This is a genomic window from Pseudoxanthomonas jiangsuensis, from assembly GCF_010093185.1.
GTDB classification, from domain to species: domain Bacteria; phylum Pseudomonadota; class Gammaproteobacteria; order Xanthomonadales; family Xanthomonadaceae; genus Pseudoxanthomonas; species Pseudoxanthomonas jiangsuensis.
Genome location: NZ_PDWL01000010.1, coordinates 53,459 through 69,929, shown reverse-complemented (window position 1 = coordinate 69,929; position 16,471 = coordinate 53,459). Strand labels below are relative to the sequence as shown.

Annotated in this window: 14 protein-coding genes and 1 other RNA gene; all 15 read right to left on the bottom strand. The window is 72.2% G+C overall.

Annotated elements, in window-relative coordinates:
* Positions 1–55 precede the first annotated feature (55 nt).
* Positions 56–1,291 (bottom strand): cell division protein FtsA, encoded by a 1,236-nt coding sequence (gene ftsA, locus CSC62_RS08120; RefSeq protein WP_162405678.1) that lies wholly within the window; start codon positions 1,289–1,291, stop codon positions 56–58.
* Entirely contained in the window at positions 1,288–2,064 is a 777-nt protein-coding gene (locus CSC62_RS08115; protein WP_162405677.1) for a cell division protein FtsQ/DivIB, read from the bottom strand. Before CSC62_RS08115 ends, ftsA begins: the two co-directional genes overlap by 4 nt.
* Positions 2,061–3,035: a D-alanine--D-alanine ligase gene (locus tag CSC62_RS08110; RefSeq protein WP_162405676.1), complete on the bottom strand. Its 975-nt coding sequence runs from the start codon at positions 3,033–3,035 to the stop codon at positions 2,061–2,063. The genes CSC62_RS08115 and CSC62_RS08110 overlap by 4 nt, the downstream gene beginning before the upstream one ends.
* Complete coding sequence (gene murC / locus CSC62_RS08105) at positions 3,032–4,471, bottom strand: UDP-N-acetylmuramate--L-alanine ligase (protein WP_162405675.1); 1,440 nt, start codon at positions 4,469–4,471, stop codon at positions 3,032–3,034. The genes CSC62_RS08110 and murC overlap by 4 nt, the downstream gene beginning before the upstream one ends.
* Complete coding sequence (gene murG, locus CSC62_RS08100) at positions 4,468–5,583, bottom strand: undecaprenyldiphospho-muramoylpentapeptide beta-N-acetylglucosaminyltransferase (protein WP_162405674.1); 1,116 nt, start codon at positions 5,581–5,583, stop codon at positions 4,468–4,470. Before murG ends, murC begins: the two co-directional genes overlap by 4 nt.
* Entirely contained in the window at positions 5,583–6,938 is a 1,356-nt protein-coding gene (ftsW, locus tag CSC62_RS08095) for a putative lipid II flippase FtsW (protein ID WP_162405673.1), read from the bottom strand. Before ftsW ends, murG begins: the two co-directional genes overlap by 1 nt.
* Positions 6,938–8,023: a phospho-N-acetylmuramoyl-pentapeptide-transferase gene (gene mraY / locus CSC62_RS08090; protein WP_162405672.1), complete on the bottom strand. Its 1,086-nt coding sequence runs from the start codon at positions 8,021–8,023 to the stop codon at positions 6,938–6,940. Before mraY ends, ftsW begins: the two co-directional genes overlap by 1 nt.
* On the bottom strand, positions 8,013–9,428 hold the full coding sequence (locus CSC62_RS08085) for a UDP-N-acetylmuramoyl-tripeptide--D-alanyl-D-alanine ligase (RefSeq protein ID WP_162405671.1): 1,416 nt from the start codon (positions 9,426–9,428) through the stop codon (positions 8,013–8,015). The genes mraY and CSC62_RS08085 overlap by 11 nt, the downstream gene beginning before the upstream one ends.
* A complete protein-coding gene (locus CSC62_RS08080; RefSeq protein WP_162405670.1) occupies positions 9,425–10,972 on the bottom strand; it encodes a UDP-N-acetylmuramoyl-L-alanyl-D-glutamate--2,6-diaminopimelate ligase in 1,548 nt (515 codons plus the stop codon). Before CSC62_RS08080 ends, CSC62_RS08085 begins: the two co-directional genes overlap by 4 nt.
* Positions 10,969–12,822 (bottom strand): peptidoglycan D,D-transpeptidase FtsI family protein, encoded by a 1,854-nt coding sequence (locus CSC62_RS08075; protein WP_162405669.1) that lies wholly within the window; start codon positions 12,820–12,822, stop codon positions 10,969–10,971. Before CSC62_RS08075 ends, CSC62_RS08080 begins: the two co-directional genes overlap by 4 nt.
* Complete coding sequence (gene ftsL, locus CSC62_RS08070) at positions 12,819–13,082, bottom strand: cell division protein FtsL (RefSeq protein WP_162405668.1); 264 nt, start codon at positions 13,080–13,082, stop codon at positions 12,819–12,821. Before ftsL ends, CSC62_RS08075 begins: the two co-directional genes overlap by 4 nt.
* Positions 13,079–14,053, bottom strand: a complete 975-nt coding sequence (gene rsmH / locus CSC62_RS08065; RefSeq protein WP_162405667.1) for a 16S rRNA (cytosine(1402)-N(4))-methyltransferase RsmH — start codon at positions 14,051–14,053, stop codon at positions 13,079–13,081. Before rsmH ends, ftsL begins: the two co-directional genes overlap by 4 nt.
* Before the next feature lie 14 nt (positions 14,054–14,067).
* Positions 14,068–14,514 carry a division/cell wall cluster transcriptional repressor MraZ gene (mraZ, locus tag CSC62_RS08060; protein WP_162405666.1) on the bottom strand — a complete coding sequence of 149 codons (447 nt, stop codon included), beginning with the start codon at positions 14,512–14,514 and terminating at the stop codon, positions 14,068–14,070.
* A 442-nt stretch (positions 14,515–14,956) separates the two neighbouring features.
* Positions 14,957–15,400, bottom strand: an RNA gene (gene rnpB / locus CSC62_RS08055) — RNase P RNA component class A.
* Between the two features lie 228 nt (positions 15,401–15,628).
* Positions 15,629–16,459, bottom strand: coding sequence for a 16S rRNA (cytidine(1402)-2'-O)-methyltransferase (gene rsmI / locus CSC62_RS08050; RefSeq protein ID WP_162405665.1), 831 nt, complete (start codon positions 16,457–16,459; stop codon positions 15,629–15,631).
* Positions 16,460–16,471 lie beyond the last annotated feature (12 nt).

Below are 16,471 nucleotides of genomic sequence, written 5' to 3'. Positions count from 1 at the left end.
GCCCCTGCCCGTTCACCGCCAACCTTCCGTCCTCGTTCCGCCGCCGCGCGCAGGTTCAGAACCTGCCGCGGTAGTACTCGATCATCTTCTTGAGGAAGCTCCCGGCGCGGCCGCTGGGCAGCGACGGCCGCCGCGGGTGCTCGATCTGGCTGCCCATCAGCAGCAAGCCCACGCCACTGGCATGGACCGGGTTGCCGACCACCTCGCCCAGACCGGTGACGTGCTGCGGGATGCCGATCCGTACCGGCATCTGCAGCATCTCCTCGGCCAGCTCGATCACCCCTTCCATCTTCGATGCGCCGCCGGTCAGGACCATGCCCGCGCGCACCAGTTCCTCGAAGCCGGAACGGCGCAGCTCGGCCTGGACCATCTCGAAGATCTCCTCGTAGCGGCCCTGCACCGCCTGCGCCAGCGAGGCGCGCGGCATCCGCCGCGGCGGGCGGTCGCCGACCGAAGGCACCTGGATGCTTTCCTCGGCGGTGGCCAGCTGGGCCAGGGCGCAGGCGTAGCGCACCTTGATCTGCTCCGCTTCCGGGGTCGGCGTGCGCAGCATGTGGGCGATGTCGTTGGTGACGTGGTCGCCGGCGATCGGCAAGGAGGCGGTGTGGCAGATCGCGCCCTGGATGAACACCGCGATGTCGGTGGTGCCGGCGCCCATGTCGACCAGGACCACGCCCAGCTCGCGCTCGTCGGCGGTCAGCACCGCCACTGAAGAGGCCAGCGAGGACAGGATCAGGTCGTCCACCTGCAGGCCGCAGCGCTGCACGCACTTGGTGATGTTCTGGGCGGCCGACTGGGCGCAGGTGACCAGGTGCGCGTGCACCTCCAGGCGCACGCCGGTCATGCCGACCGGGTTGCGGATGCCTTCCTGCGAATCGTCCAGCACGTACTCGCGCGGGATCGCGTGGAGGATGCGCTGGTCGGCCGGGATCGCGACCGCCTTGGCCGCGTCCAGCACCCGGTCCAGGTCCTGCCAGGTGACCTCGCCGTCGCGGATCGGGACGATGCCCGGCGAGTTCTTGCACTGCACGTGGTTGCCGGAGATGGAGGCGTAGACCGAGCGGATCTCGCAGCCGGCCATCAGCTCGGCCTCCTCGACCGCGCGCTGGATCGACTGCACGGTGGACTCGATGTCCACCACCACCCCGCGCTTGAGCCCGCGCGACTCGTGCGAACCGATGCCGATGACCTCGATCGGGTTGCCCGGCGAGTACTCGCCCACCAGCGCCACCACCTTGGAGGTGCCGATGTCGAGGCCGACGATGAGGGACTTGTCGCCTTTGCGGTTCATGTACTGCTCGCCTGTGCTGCATGCGGCCGCGCGGCGCCGGCCGGCACCTGCGGACTGGGGGAAGAGGAGGACTGGCGGGGCTGGCCCCAGGCCAGGGTGAAGCCGTTGGTGTAGCGCAGGTCGGCACGCTGCAAAGGCCGCGCCTGCTGCGCCAGCAGCTGCGGCAGCACGCGCACGAAGCGGGCCAGGCGGGCGCGGGCGTCGTCGCGGCCGATCACCACCTCGGTGCCGTTGTCCAGCACCAGCGACCAGCTGCCGCGCGCGTCCATGCCCAGGGTGGCCACCCCGTAGCCGAGCGGAGCGAACAGGGCCCGGGTCTCGTTGTACAGCTCGACCACCTCGGCGGTGCGCGCGTCCGGGCCGCCGAGCTGCGGCAGGCGCGCCTCGGCCAGGTCGGCCGGCAGCGGGAACAGCCGGCCGCGCTCGGACAGCAGCCGGTCGGCGCCCCAGCGCGCGAACGGGCGGTGCTCGACCACCTGCACTTCCAGCACGTCCGGCCACTGCTTGCGCACCACCGCGGTCTCCACCCACGGCAGGCGCTCGACCGCGCGCTGGGCGTCGTCCAGCCTCACCGCGAAGTAGCCGGCGCGCGCGTACGGCGCCAACGCCGCGCGCAGGGGCTCGGCCTGGACCCGCTCGAACTGGCCGGTCACGCGCAGCCGCGATAGGGACCAGCGCTCGGCGCCGACCCAGCCGTTGAGCACGGCCACCACCGGCGAAGCGACCAGCGCCACCGCGAGCAGCCAGGCCAGGATGCGCAGCAAAGCGTTCACCCGACGGCACCTCCGGCGACGGTGCCTTCCAGGATCCGCCAGCATAGTTCCTCGAAGTCGATCCCGATCTGGCGCGCGGCCTTGGGCACCAGCGAGTGGCTGGTCATGCCCGGGGCGGTGTTCACTTCCAGCAGGTAGGGCGCGCCGGTGGCGCGCGAACGCATCACGTCCACCCGGCCCCAGCCCTCGCAGCCGGCAGCGCGGAACGCGGCCAGGGCCAGTTCGCGCACCCGCAACTCGTCCTCGCCGTCCAGGCCGGGGCACAGGTACTGGGTGTCCTCGGCGATGTACTTCGCTTCGTAGTCGTACCACTCGCCCTTGGGCACGATCCGGATCGACGGCAGCGCCAGGTCGCCGAGGATGCCGACGGTCAGCTCGTCGCCGACCACCATCTGCTCCATCAGCAGCTCGCCCGGATAGCGCGTGGCCAGCGCGACCGCATCGTCCAGGCCGGCCTCGTCCAGCACCCGCGACACGCCGACGCTGGACCCTTCCGAGGACGGCTTGACGATCACCGGCAGGCCGAGCGCGCGCGCGGCCTCGCGCACCGCCGCCGCGTCCACGCCGCGCGGCAGGCGCACGTAGCGCGGGGTCGGCAGGTTCAGCGACAGCCAGACCTGCTTGGTCCGGATCTTGTCCATCGCCAGCGCCGAGCCGAGCACGCCCGAGCCGGTGTAGGGCACGCCCAGGGCCTCCATCAGGCCCTGGACCACGCCGTCCTCGCCACCGCCGCGCTGGCCGTGGAGGACGTTGAAGACGCGGTCGAACTTCTTCTCCACCAGCGCCTGCGCCAGCGCCGGGATGCCGTCCACCGGATGGGCGTCGACCCCGCGCGCGCGCAACGCCTCGAGCACGTTGCGGCCCGAGTCGAGCGAGACTTCGCGTTCGGAACTAGTGCCGCCCAAGAGCACGGCGACCCGGCCGAACACGGCCGGATCGGTGAAGCGCGGCGCGGCCACGGTCGCACTCATGCGGCGTCTCCCGCCGGTGCGAAGCCGTCCGCGGCCACCTGCTGGGCGACGTAGCCGATGTCGCCGGCGCCCATCATCAGCAAAAGGTCGCCGGCCTGCAGCACGTCGGGCAGCACGTGGACCAGGTCGGCCACCTTCCCCACCACCACCGGCTCACTGCGACCGCGGGCGCGGATCGCGCGGGCCAGGGCGCGGGCATCGGCGCCGGGGATCGGCGCCTCGCCGGCCGGGTAGACCTCGCTGAGTACCAAAGCGTCGGCCTCCGACAGCACCGCGGCGAAGGCGTCGAACTGGTCGCGGGTGCGGCTGTAGCGGTGCGGCTGGAACGCCACCACCAGGCGCTTGTCCGGCCAGCCGCCGCGGGCGGCGGCGAACACCGCGGCCAGCTCCTTGGGATGGTGGCCGTAGTCGTCGACCACGCGCACCTTCGCACCCGAAGCGGTGGCGACTTCGCCCAGGTCGTTGAAGCGCCGGCCGATGCCGGCGAACTTCTCCAGCGCCGCGGCGATGTTCGCCGGCGACACGCCGAGCTGCCAGGCCACCGCGGCGGCGGCCAGGGCATTGAGCACGTTGTGCCGGCCCGGCAGGGCCAGGGTCACCGGCACCGTCGCGCCCTCCGGCAGGCGCAGGGTGAAGCGCATGCGCGGGCCGTCCTGGACGATATCGTCGGCGCGCACGTCGGCGTTCTCGGCGGTGCCGTAGGTCATCACGTGGCGCGGGGTGTGCGCGGCCAGCTTCGCCACTTCCGGGTCGTCGATGCACAGCACCGCCAGGCCGTAGAACGGCAGCCTTTGCAGGAACTCGGCGAAGGCCGACTGCAGGCGGGCGAAGTCGCCGCCGTAGTTCTCCAGGTGGTCGGCGTCGATGTTCGTGATCACCGCCACCAGCGGGTTCAGGCGCAGGAAGCTGCCGTCGCTCTCGTCGGCCTCGGCCACCAGCCACTGGCCGCCGCCGAGCTTGGCGTTGGCGCCGGCCGCCAGCAGCTGGCCGCCGATCACGAAGGTCGGGTCCAGCCCGCCCTCGCTGAGCACCGCCGCGGTCAGGCTGGTGGTGGTGGTCTTGCCGTGGGTGCCGGCGACGGCAATGCCGCGGCGGAAGCGCATCAGCTCGGCCAGCATCGCCGCGCGCGGCACGATCGGGATGCGCTGGCTGCGCGCCTCCATCAGCTCCGGGTTGTCGTCGCGGATCGCGCTGGAGACCACCACGCAGTCGGTGCCAAGCACGTTGGCGGCCGAGTGGCCGCGGATCACCCGTGCGCCCAGCCGCGCCAGGCGGCGGGTGGCGGCGTTGTCGGCGTTGTCCGAGCCGGAGACCTCGTAGCCCAGCGTCAGCATCACCTCGGCGATGCCGCTCATTCCGGTGCCGCCAATGCCGACGAAGTGCACGCGCGGGAAGGCGCGTACCAGGTCGTCGGTGTCGTTCAGGCGGCGGATCATGCGGGGGCTCCGGTTCGGGAAATGGATGCTTCGAGGACGGCGTCGGCGATGCGCGCGGCCGCGTCGGTGCGCGCCAGGCCGCGCGCGGCCCGGGCCATCGCCAGGCGACGGGCGGGATCGGCGGCCAGCGTGCGCAGGGCGGCTTCGAGGTTCGCAGCCAGCTGCGCGTCCTGCTTCAGCAGGAGCGCGGCGCCGTGCTCGACCAGGTATTCGGCGTTGCGGGTCTGGTGATCGTCGACCGCGGCGGCGAACGGCACCAGCACGCTGCCCACGCCGACCGCGCACAGCTCGGCCAGGGTCGAGGCGCCGGAGCGGCAGACCACCAGGTCGGCCCAGGCGTAGGCGGCGGCCATGTCGGCGATGAAGGCCTCGACGCCGGCGGCGACGCCGGCGCTGGCGTAGGCCTGCTCGGCTTCGGCGCGCAGCTTCTCGCCGCACTGGTGGCGCACCTCGATGGTTGCCCCGACGGCGAGCGCGGCCAGCGCGCGCGGCATCGCCTCGTTGAGCGCGCGCGCGCCCTGGCTGCCGCCCAGCACCAGCACCCGCAGGGCGCCTTCGCGGCCGGCCAGGCGCTCGTCCGGTGCGGGCAGCGCGGCGATCTGGGTGCGCACCGGATTGCCGGTGACCTCCTCGCGGGCGAAGCTGCCGGGGAAACCGCTGAGCGTGCGCCGCGCCAGGCGCGAGAGCACGCGGTTGGTCAGGCCCGGGGCGCGGTTCTGCTCGTGCACCAGCAAAGGCAGCCCGGCCAGGCGCGCGGCCAGGCCGCCGGGCCCGGAAGCGAAGCCGCCGAAGCCGATCACCGCGCGCGGCCGGCGCCGGCGCAGCACCGCGCGCGCCGCATTGACCGCCTGGGCCAGGCGCCAGGGCGCGGCCAGCAGGGCGAGCTTGCCCTTGCCGCGCACGCCGGCGATGGGCAGGGTGTCGATCTCGATGCCGTGCTGCGGCACCAGCCGGGTCTCCATCGCCCCGGCCGCACCCAGCCAGACCACCGGCACGCCACGCGCGCGCAGTTCGTCGGCCACGGCCAGACCCGGGAAGATGTGGCCGCCGGTGCCGCCGGCCATGATCATGACCGGGCTTGGCGCCTGCGCGGTGGAGGTCTGCGCGGCCATCAGGCAAAGCTCCCGAAGGTCGGTTCGACCCGCGAGGTGCCGCGGCTGGGGTTCGGCGACGCGGCGTGTGCGGCGGCCGGGCGCGCCGGTGCCGCCGGCTGCACCGGCGCCGCACGGTAGGCGCCGGCCGACACCGGAGCCACCCGCGGGCTCGCGACCGGCGCTTCCTCGGCGGCGGCCGGGGCGTCCTGGCGCAGCCGCGCGACCTGGCGCTCGGCCCGGTCGAGCTCGTAGGAGACGCGCAGCAGCAGGCCCACGGCCACGCAGGTCATCATCACGCTGGAGCCGCCGGAGGACACCAGCGGCAGGGTCAGGCCCTTGGTCGGCAGCACGCCGAGGTTCACGCCGATCGACACGAAGCTCTGCATCCCCACCCATAGCCCGGTGCCGAAGGCGATGTAGCCGGCGAAGTGGCGGCGCATCTCCACGCACTTCATGCCCAGGTACAGGGCGCGGCCGACCAGCAGCGCATACAGGCCGATCACCACGCACACCCCGGCGAAGCCCAGCTCCTCGGCGATCACCGAGAAGATGAAGTCGGTGTGCGCCTCGGGCAGGTAGTTGAGCTTCTGCACCGACGCGCCCAGGCCCACGCCGAACCACTCGCCGCGGCCGATCGCCATCAGCGCGTTGGACAGCTGGTAGCCGGCGCCGAGCTGGTCCTGCCACGGGTCCATGAACGAGGTCACCCGGCGCATGCGGTAGGGCTCGAACACCACCAGCGCGACCATCGCCGGCAGGGCGATCACCACCGGTGCCGACATCCGCGGCAGGTTCACACCGCCCAGCACCAGCATGCCGGCGGTGATGCCCAGCAGCAGGGTGGCCGAGCCGAAGTCCGGCTGGGCCAGCAGCATCACGATCAGCAGGCCGGCCACGCCCAGCGGCTTGAGCATCGCCGGCCAGGTGGCGTTGACCTCGTCGCGGAAGCGCACCAGGTAGCTGGCCAGCCAGACGATGTAGAGCACCTTCACCGCCTCGACCACCTGGAAGCGGGACACGCCCAGGTTGATCCAGCGCCGGGCGCCGTTGACGGTGACCCCGATCCCCGGCAGCCACGGCAGCAGGAGCAGCACGAAGCAGCCCAGCAGCAGCCACTGGTTGTGCTTCTCCACCGCCTTGAGCTCGGTGCGCATGGTCACCATCGCCAGGCCCAGGCCGACGCCGACGAACAGCACGTGCCGGACCAGGTAGTGGAACGGCCCCACCCCCAGGTTCTCGCCGATGGCGATCGAGGACGAGGCGACCATCACCACGCCCAGGCAGGCCAGCGCCAGCGCGGCGCCGAGCAGCCACGGGTCGTAGCGGCCGCCGATGGCCTCCAGCCGGGTCGCCTGGCGGGAAAGGTCGTTCATCAGCGCACCTTCAAGGTCGCCAGGCCGACCAGCACGAGGATCACCGAGATGATCCAGAAGCGGACGATCACCCGCGGCTCCGGCCAACCCTTCAGCTCGAAGTGGTGGTGGATCGGCGCCATCCGGAACACGCGCTTGCCGGTGAGCTTGAACGAGGCCACCTGGATCATCACCGAGAGCGTCTCGATGACGAAGATGCCGCCCATGACCACCAGCACCAGTTCCTGGCGCACGATCACCGCGATCGTACCCAGCACCGCGCCCAGGGCCAGGGCGCCGATGTCGCCCATGAACACCATCGCCGGATAGGTGTTGAACCAGAGGAAGCCCAGGCCGGCGCCGGCGATCGCCGCGCAGATGATCGCCAGCTCGCCGGCGCCCGGTACCTGCGGGATCTGCAGGTAGCGCGAGAACTCGGCGTGGCCGGAGGCGTAGGCGAACACCGCCAGGGCGCAGGCCACCAGCACGGTCGGCATGATCGCCAGGCCGTCCAGGCCATCGGTCAGGTTGACCGCGTTGGAGAAGCCGACGATCCAGAAGTAGGCGATGGCCACGAACGAGATGCCGGCCAGCGGCAGGGCGATCGACTTGAAGAACGGCACGTAGAAGGTGGTCGCCGCCGGCACGTCCGCGTACAGGTACAGGTACAGGCCGGCGGCCAGGCCGAAGATCGACTGCAAAAGGTACTTCCAGCGCGACTTCAGGCCGTTGGGATCGCGCTTGACGATCTTGATCCAGTCGTCGTACCAGCCGATCGCGCCGTAGGCCAGCATCACCAGCAGCACGGTCCACACGTACTTGTTGCGCAGGTCGCCCCACAGCAGCACCGACAGCAGCACCGTGAGCAGGATCAGCGCCCCGCCCATGGTCGGGGTGCCGGCCTTGGAGAAGTGCGACTGCGGGCCGTCCTTGCGGATCGGCTGGCCGCCCTTGAGCTGGCCGAGCTTGCGGATCACCGCCGGGCCCAGCCACAGCGACAGGAACAGCGAGGTCAGCGCGGCGAGGATGCCGCGAAAGGTCAGGTAGCCGAACAGGCCGAAGAAGTTCTCCAGTCCCTGCAGCCAGCGCGCCAGTTCAAGCAACATCCGAGGTGTCCCCCTGCGCCAGCAGCGCGGTCACGATCCTGTCCATCGCGCTGCCGCGCGAACCCTTCACCAGCACCCGCAGGGGGTGCCCGGCGCCGCCGGCCACGTCCACCGGCGCCCGTCCCCGCAGGTCCGCGGCCAGCGCGGCGGCCAGCGCCTCGTGGCTGTGGAAATGGCGGCCGCCGTCGCCGAAGGCGCGCGCGGCGGCGGCGCTGAGCGGACCGAGCGCGTACAGCCGTCCGATCCGCGACTCGCGCGCGCGGCGGCCGGCGTCGGCGTGCAGGGCCTCGGCCTCCGGCCCCAGCTCGCGCATGTCGCCCAGCACCAGCCAGGCCTCGTCGCCACTGGCGGCCAGGGCCTCGATCGCGGCGGCGACCGAACCGGGATTGGCGTTGTAGCTGTCGTCGATCAGCACCGCGCCGCCGGGCAGCGCGTGCGCGACCTGGCGGCCGGCCACCGGGCGGGCGTCGCCCAGTCCGGCGGCGATGTCCTGCGGCGAAAGCCCGCAGGCCAGGCCAATGCAGGCCGCGGCCAGGGCGTTGCGCACGTTGTGGCGGCCGGGCAGCGCCAGTTCCACCCGGGCCTCGCCCTGCGGCGAGACCAGGACGAAGCTGCTGCCCTGGGCGGTGGCCACGATCTCGCGCGCAGTGACCTCGGCGCTGGCGTCCAGGCCGAAGCGCAGCACCTTGCGGCCGCTGTCGCCGGCGCGGATCACCTGCTGCTCGAACCACGCACCGAAGGCGTCGTCGGCGTTGACCACCGCGGTGCCGCCCTCGCCCAGCGCGGCGTAGATCGCGCCCTTGGTCTCGGCCACGCCCAGCAGGCTGCCCATCCGTTCCAGGTGGGCGGCGGCGACGTTGTTGACCAGGGCCACGTCGGGCGCGGCGATGGCGGTGAGGTAGGCGATGTCGCCCGGCTTGCCGGCGCCCATCTCGTAGATCGCGAACTGCGCGTCCTCGGGGGCGTCGATCACCGCCAGCGGCAGGCCGATCTCGTTGTTGCGGTTGCCCGGGTTGGCGTAGGCGCGGCCGGCCCTTCGCAGCACCGCCAGGGCCAGGGTCTTGACGCTGGTCTTGCCGTTGCTGCCGGTGATGGCCACGACCTTGGCGGCGCGGTCGCGCTGGATGCCGGCGGCGATCCTGGCCAGCGCGCGCTCGCTGTCGGCGACCAGCACCTGTGGCGCGTCCAGCTCCAGCCGGCGCTCGACCAGCAGGGCGCTCGCGCCGCGCGCCAGCGCGTCGGCGGCGAAGTCGTGGCCGTCGAAGCGCTCGCCGCGCAGGGCCACGTACAGGCTGCCGGCGGCGAGCTGGCGGGTGTCCTGGGTGATCGCGTCCACCGGCACGTCCTCGCCGTGGAGTTCGCCTCCGCCCCAGTGCGCGATCAGGGAGAGCGGCAGGCGGTTCATGGATGCTCCCCCGCATCCTGCGGCCGCACCACTTGTGCATCCATGCACGGCGTGCCGCGCACCTCCGCGGTCGGGGTCTGGCGCGCGGCCAGCGCCGCGCGCGCCACCTCGGCGTCGTCGAACGGGTGGCGTACGCCGGCCACGTCCTGGTACGGCTCGTGGCCCTTGCCGGCGACCAGCACGATGTCGTCCGGGCCGGCCTGGCCGATGGCGCGGGCGATCGCGGCGGCGCGGTCGCGCTCCACCGTCACCGCCTGCGGCGCGGCGAAGCCGGCGACCACGTCGGCGACGATCGCGTCGCCGTCCTCGCCGCGCGGGTTGTCGTCGGTGACGATCACCGCGTCGGCGCCGGCCTCGGCGATCGCCGCCATCATCGGCCGCTTGCCGCGGTCGCGCTCGCCGCCGCAGCCGAACACGCACACCAACCGGTTGCCGGCGTGGGCGCGCAGGCTGGACAGGGCCTGTTCCAGCGCGTCGGGGGTATGGGCGTAGTCGACCACCACCAGCGGCAGCACGCCGTCGCCGCCGAGGCGGTTCATCCGCCCGGCCACCGGCTGCAGCTGCGACAGGGTCGCGGCAATCGTCGCCGGGGCGTCGCCCAGCGCGTACAGGGCGCCGGCCACGGCCAGCAGGTTGTCGACGTTGAAGCGGCCGAGCAGGGGCGAACGCACCGGGTGCGATTCTTCCCCAGCGACCAGCTCGAAGCCGATCCCGCGGCCGTCCAGGCGCAGGTCCTCGGCGCGCAGGACGGCATCGGCCGCGCCGCGCGAGCTCACGCCCACCGCCTGCAGCTCCGGCGCGAGCCCGGCATGCAGGCGGCGGCCGTAGGCGTCGTCCAGGTTGAGCACCGCCGCCTTCAGCCCCGGCCGCGCGAACAGCCGCGCCTTGGCCGCGCCGTAGCGCTCCATGTCGCCGTGGTAGTCGAGGTGGTCGCGGGTGAGGTTGGTGAACACCGCCACGTCGTAGTGCACGCCGTCGACCCGGCCCTGGTCGAGCGCGTGCGAGCTGACCTCCATCGCCAGCGCCTGCACGCCCTCGTCGCGCAGCCCGCCCAGCAGGGCGTGCATGCGCAGCACCAGCGGGGTGGTGAAGCCGGTCGGCTGGACCTGGCCGTAGCGGCCGGCGCCGAGGGTGCCGATGCTGCCGCTGCGCAGCCCGCGCAGGTGCCAGGCCTGGGCCAGCAGCTGCACGGTGGAGGTCTTGCCGTTGGTGCCGGTGACCCCGACCATCGTCATCGCATGCGAGGGATGGCCGTGGAACAGGTCGCCCATCGCGCCCAGGCGCGCGCGCAGGCCGGGCACGGCGATCGCGTCGGCGGGCGCCGGGTGCTCGGGCGGCGCCGGCGGCTCGAACAGGATCGCGGCCGCGCCGGCGCCGCGCGCGTTGTCCACGAAGGCCAGGCCATGGGCGCCGAAGCCGGCGATGGCGACGAAGGCGTCGCCCGGCTGCACTTCGCGGCTGTCCATCACCAGCCCGGACACGTCGATGTCGCGCGGCAGCGCGACGTCGGGCAGCAGGCGCGACAGGGGCAGGCTGCGCTTCATGGGGCCTGCCTCATCGCCGCGCCGCCGGCCGCGCCGGTCGCCACCTCGGACATCGCCGGCGGGATGGTCAGGTCGTCCTCGTAGAGTTCGTCCAGCGCCGCCGGCAACGGCGGGATCGCCGCCTGGCGCTTGGCCTCGCCCTTGGCCTGCGCCGCCAGCCAGGTCTCGATGTCGTCCGGCGGCACGTCCATCACCCGCAGGGCGTCCTCCATCACGCTGCGGAACACCGGCCCGGAGACCAGGCCGGCGAAATAGGAGCCGGCCTGCGGATCGTTGACCACGACCACGGTGGCGAAACGCGGATTGGACGCCGGCACCAGCCCGGCGAAGGTGGTGGTGTAGCGTCGCGCGTAGCCGCCGGCCGAGGCCTGGCGCGCGGTGCCGGTCTTGCCGGCGACGTGGTAGCCGAGGATCGCGGCCTGGGTGGCGGTGCCGCCGGGCTCGGTCACGGTCTGCATCATCCGCAGGACCTGGTCGGCGATCTCTGGCTTGACCACTTGGCGGGCCTCGTTGATCTGGCCCTTGACGAAGGTCGGGGTGATCAGGCGGCCGTGGTTGCCCAGCGCGGCGTAGGCCTGGGCGATCTGCAAGGGCGTCACCGACAGGCCGTAGCCGTAGGACATGGTGGCCTTGGTCAGGCCGTCCCAGCGCGCCGGCTCGCGCAGGATCCCGGCGGCCTCGCCGGGGAAGCCGCTGTTGGGCGCCTGGCCGTAGCCGAAGCCGCGCACGAACTCGTAGAAGTACTGCGGCGCCAGCGGCTCGGCCAGTTTCACCGCGCCCAGGTTCGAGCTCTTGGTGATGATCCCGGTGACGTCCAGCACGCCGTAGTTGTGGTGATCGCGGATGGTGTACTTGCCCAGCGCCATGTAGCCGGGGTTGGTGTCGAAGCGGTTGGCCGCGGTGATCCGGCCGGCGTTGAGCGCGGCGGCCACGGTAATGGGCTTCATGGTCGAGCCGGGCTCGATCAGGTCGGTGACCGCGCGGTTGCGGTGCACGTCCTGGGCCGCGCCGCCGACCGCGTTGGGGTTGTAGCCGGGCAGGTTGACCATCGCCAGCACTTCGCCGGTGGCCACGTCCAGCACCACCACCGAGCCGCTGCTGGCCTTGTGCGCGTCCAGCGCGTTGCGCAGCTCGCGGTAGGCCAGGAACTGGATCCGGCGGTCGATGCTCAGGGTCAGGTCCTTGCCCGGCTCGGCGGCGCGGACCAGGTCGATGTTCTCGACGATCCGGCCGTGGCGGTCGCGGATCACCCGCTTGCTGCCGGGCTTGCCGCGCAGCCATTCGTCGAACGCCAGCTCCAGCCCTTCCTGGCCGCGGTCGTCGATGTTGGTGAAGCCCAGCACGTGGGCCATCGCCTCGCCCTGCGGGTAGAAGCGGCGGAACTCACGCTGCGAGAACACCCCAGGCACCTCGAGGGCGAGGATGGCCCTGGCCTGGTCGGGGTTGATCCGGCGCTTGAGGTAGACGAACTCCTTGTCCGCACGCTGCGACAGCCGGCTGCCCAGTTCGTCCTGCGGCACGCCCAGCGCGCGCGCCAGCTCCGGCAGGCGGTCGGGATGGCGCAGCAGTTCCTGCGGATTGCCCCACACCGACTCGACCGGAGTGGACACCGCCACCGGCTCGCCGTTGCGGTCGGTGATCATGCCGCGCGAAGTCGGGATCGGGATCTCGCGGACGAAGCGGGCCTCGCCCTGGCGCTGGTAGAAATCGGCGTTGACCAGCTGCACGTAGGCCGCGCGGCCGACCAGGGCGACCGAGCACAGGCCCAGGGCCACGGCGACCAGCAGCATGCGGCCGCGCAGGCTGAACGCGCTGCGGTTGCGGTTGCGGGGCGCGCGGTGCTCGCTCATGGCCGCACCACCACGATGTCCGTGGCCTCGGGGAACTTCATCCCCAGCCGCTCCTGGGCCAGCTGGTCGATGCGGTTGGCCTGGGCCCAGGTCGCCTGCTCCAGCTGCAGCCGGCCGAACTCGATGTTCAGTTCGTCGCGCTCGCGCTCCAGCCGGGTCAGCTCGACGAACAGCTGGCGATGGCGGTAGCGCTCGTAGACCACGGCGATGGCGGTGGCCACCGTGCACAGCAGCAGGAAGGCGAGCAGGAACCGGCTCATGCGGCCGCCCTCCCCTGCGCGTCCAGCTTCTCGGCCACCCGCAGCACCGCGCTGCGGGCGCGCGGGTTGGCGGCCAGCTCGTCGTCCTCGGCGCGGATCGCGCCGCCGATCGCGGCCAGGGTCGGCACGAACGCCTGCACCGCCGGCAGCCGGCGGTTGGCCGGCGGCGCCTTGGCGTGGCGAGCGATGAACTGCTTGACGATGCGGTCCTCCAGCGAGTGGAAGCTGATCACCGCCAGCCGGCCGCCGGGCTTGAGCGCCGCCAGCGCCGCGTCCAGCCCGGCCTCGAGGTCGGCCAGCTCGCGGTTGATGTGGATGCGGATGGCCTGGAAGCTGCGGGTAGCCGGATTGCTCTTGTCCTTGCCGCGCGGCACCACCGAGCCGATCAGATCGGCCAGCTGCGCGGTGCGCTCGATCGGCTGCTTCGCGCGCTGGGCGACGATCGCGCGGGCGATGCGCCGGCTCTGCTTCTCCTCGCCGTAGGTCCACAGCACCCCGGCGATCTCGGCCTCGTCCGCGCGCGCCAGCCACTGCGCCGCGCTCTCGCCCGAATCCGGGTCCATGCGCATGTCCAGCGGGCCGTCCTTGCCGAACGAGAAGCCGCGCTCGGCCACGTCCAGCTGCGGCGAGGACACGCCCAGGTCGAACAGCAGCCCGTCCAGGTCGCGGGCCTGTTCCCAGCTTGCGAGCGCGGCGAAGCTGCCGCGCCGGATCGACACCCGCGCGTCGCCGCCGAAGCTGCGTTCGGCCTCCGCGATCGCTTCCGGGTCCTTGTCCATCAGCAGAAGCCGGCCTCCCGGGCCGAGTCGTTCCAGCACACCGCGCGCATGCCCGCCGCGCCCGAAGGTGCCGTCCAGGTAGCGTCCGTCCGGCACCACTCGCAATCCGTCGATCACCTGCGCGAACAGCACCGGCAGGTGCGCCGGCGGCGCCGACGGATCCGCGGGGTGGCCGGCCTGCGTCGCGCGCATCCGGTCCCCCGCCATCACAACTTCAGGTCGAGCATGTGCTCGCTCAGGTCCTCGTCCGACAGCGTCTGCCGGATCTGGGCGTGATGCGCCTGCTCGCTCCACAGTTCGAACTTGTCGCCCATGCCCAGCAGCACGGCCTTCTTCTCGATGCCGACCGCGCTGCGGTGGCTGGCCGGGATCGAGATCCGGCCGTTGCCGTCCAGCTCCACCGGCGCGGCGGCGCCGACCAGCTTCAGCTGCAGCTGGCGGTGGGCGGCGCGGGTGCTGGGCAGCCGGTTGACCGCATCGCGTACCCGCTCCCACTCCTGCTGCGGGTACAGGTACAGCGAGCCGGCCTCGAACGGGTTGTAGGCGATCACCAGGCGGTTGCCGCACTCGCGCGCGACGAGGTCGCGGTAGGCCGTGGGAATGGCCACCCGCCCCTTGTCGTCCACTGTGATGGCGGTCTCGCCCTGGAACACGTTCGCGCTGTCCGACCCGGCTGCTGGAGGCCAATTCAACCACGGAAAACCACAAAAATCCCGGTTTTCCCTCGAAAGCCCACCTTAGGGGTCGCCAACAGGGTTGTCAACAGGCTCCAGGGGTAAAAATCACCTGTCGCGTCAATGGTTTGCGGAGATCTTCACAGACAAGTTCAAGGGTTTTCCACAAGTCGCTGTTTCGTCTCAAATTTTGAGATTTCAGGGGTGGCGGGGTTTGTGAAGGAGGCGTGAGGGTGCGCGAAACCGGGGGCCGGCCTGCGGCGCGGGAATGCATCCGCCTGCGCTTGTAGGAGCCGGTCTTGCCGGCGACCGTGGAGTCGGAGGCATCAATGGCGCCTGGTTTCACGCAAATGCCTCGGCCATGGCGGTCGCCGGCAAGACCGGCTCCTACAAGGGAGCGACGCCGGAACGGGCAGGAAAGGGGCGGAGCCGGCCGATAAGCCGGGTTCTGTCGTGGACAGTCATTCCTCTAGGCGCAACGTCGCCGTTACGCTCGAGCAACCTACCCGGACCCGACGCGGGCCGCGTCATGAGGTCCCTATTTGGTCTTGCTCCCGGTGGGGTTTGCCGTGCCGGTCCGTTGCCGGACTCGCGGTGCGCTCTTACCGCACCATTTCACCCTTGCCTGATCCCTCGCCACCCCACTGCGGCCTTCCCTGGGAAGACTTGGCCGATGCTTCGCATCGTCATGTCGCCCGGCTTGGGGCCGCAGCGGGGTGGCGAGGGCCATCGGCGGTATCTTTCTGTTGCACTTTCCGTCGGCTCGCGCCGCCCAGGCGTTACCTGGCACCGTGCCCTGTGGAGCCCGGACTTTCCTCGGCACCTCCCGACAAGCGAGGGGTGACGCGACTGTCTGGCCGACTCCGCCGGGGACGTATTCTACGGCTTCGCCTTCGAATACCCCAGAGTCCGCTCCGCGGACTCCGGGCCCCGTGTTGCTCGCCTCCGATCCCCCGCCGCTGTCGCGGCGCCCCCCTTACCAAGGGGGGCTGTGTAGACGGATCGGCACGCTTTTCCTTCTAGGAGCCGGTCTTGCCGGCGACCGCCATGGCGGATGCGTTTGCGGGAAACCGGCTGCCAGCGATCCCTCCGCCTACACGGGGTCGCCGCCGCCGTACAGCGCCTTGCGCGGGGCGCCGGTGATCTCGGCCGCCAGCTTGGCCGCGGCCGACGGCGGCAGCTGCCGGGCCAGGATCGCGTGCACGCGGCGGCCCTCGGCCAGCCGGGCGTCGGCGTCCTCGCCCACGCCCTGCACCACCAGCACGAACTCGCCCTTGCGCTGGTCGGGCTCGGCCACGACCCGTGCGTGCAGCTCGGCCAGGCCGCCGTCCAGGACCGTCTCGAACAGCTTGGTCAGTTCCCGCGCCAGCGCCGCCGGGCGCTCGCCGCCGAAGGCCGCGGCCAGGTCGGCCAGCGACTCCTCGATCCGGTGCGAGGACTCGTAGAACACCAGGGTGCGCGGCTCGCCGGCCAGCGTCGCCAGGCGTTCGCGCCGGGCCGAGGCCTTGGCCGGCAGGAAACCCTCGAAGGCGAAGCGGTCGCTCGGCAGCCCGGCCACGCTCAGCGCCGCGATCAGCGCCGACGGTCCCGGCACCGGGCTGACCCTCACCCCCGCCTCGCGCGCCGCCTTCACCAGCCGGTAGCCCGGGTCGCTGACCAGCGGCGTGCCGGCGTCGCTGACCAGGGCCAGCGACTCGCCGGCCAGCAGCCGCGCCACCAGGCGCTGCGCCAGCTGCTGCTCGTTGTGCTCGTGCAGGGCCAGCAACGGCGTGCCGATCCCGAAGTGGGCCAGCAGCTGGCCGCTGCGGCGGGTGTCCTCGGCGCAGATCGCGGCCACGTCGCGCAGCACCTGCTGGGCGCGCGGGGACAGGTCGCCGAGGTTGCCGATGGGCGTGGCGACGACGTGCAGGGCGGCGGCGGGCATGCGGGTCCGTGA

Excerpts from the sequence above, each read along its gene's own strand:
- ftsA (WP_162405678.1), bottom strand. The coding sequence starts at position 1,291 with ATGAACCGCAAAGGCGACAAGTCCCTCATCGTCGGCCTCGACATCGGC.
- CSC62_RS08110 (WP_162405676.1), bottom strand. The coding sequence starts at position 3,035 with ATGAGTGCGACCGTGGCCGCGCCGCGCTTCACCGATCCGGCCGTGTTC.
- murC (WP_162405675.1), bottom strand. The coding sequence starts at position 4,471 with ATGATCCGCCGCCTGAACGACACCGACGACCTGGTACGCGCCTTCCCG.
- murG (WP_162405674.1), bottom strand. The coding sequence starts at position 5,583 with ATGGCCGCGCAGACCTCCACCGCGCAGGCGCCAAGCCCGGTCATGATC.
- ftsW (WP_162405673.1), bottom strand. The coding sequence starts at position 6,938 with ATGAACGACCTTTCCCGCCAGGCGACCCGGCTGGAGGCCATCGGCGGC.
- mraY (WP_162405672.1), bottom strand. The coding sequence starts at position 8,023 with ATGTTGCTTGAACTGGCGCGCTGGCTGCAGGGACTGGAGAACTTCTTC.
- CSC62_RS08085 (WP_162405671.1), bottom strand. The coding sequence starts at position 9,428 with ATGAACCGCCTGCCGCTCTCCCTGATCGCGCACTGGGGCGGAGGCGAA.
- CSC62_RS08080 (WP_162405670.1), bottom strand. The coding sequence starts at position 10,972 with ATGAAGCGCAGCCTGCCCCTGTCGCGCCTGCTGCCCGACGTCGCGCTG.
- CSC62_RS08075 (WP_162405669.1), bottom strand. The coding sequence starts at position 12,822 with ATGAGCGAGCACCGCGCGCCCCGCAACCGCAACCGCAGCGCGTTCAGC.
- ftsL (WP_162405668.1), bottom strand. The coding sequence starts at position 13,082 with ATGAGCCGGTTCCTGCTCGCCTTCCTGCTGCTGTGCACGGTGGCCACC.
- rsmH (WP_162405667.1), bottom strand. The coding sequence starts at position 14,053 with ATGCGCGCGACGCAGGCCGGCCACCCCGCGGATCCGTCGGCGCCGCCG.
- rsmI (WP_162405665.1), bottom strand. The coding sequence starts at position 16,459 with ATGCCCGCCGCCGCCCTGCACGTCGTCGCCACGCCCATCGGCAACCTC.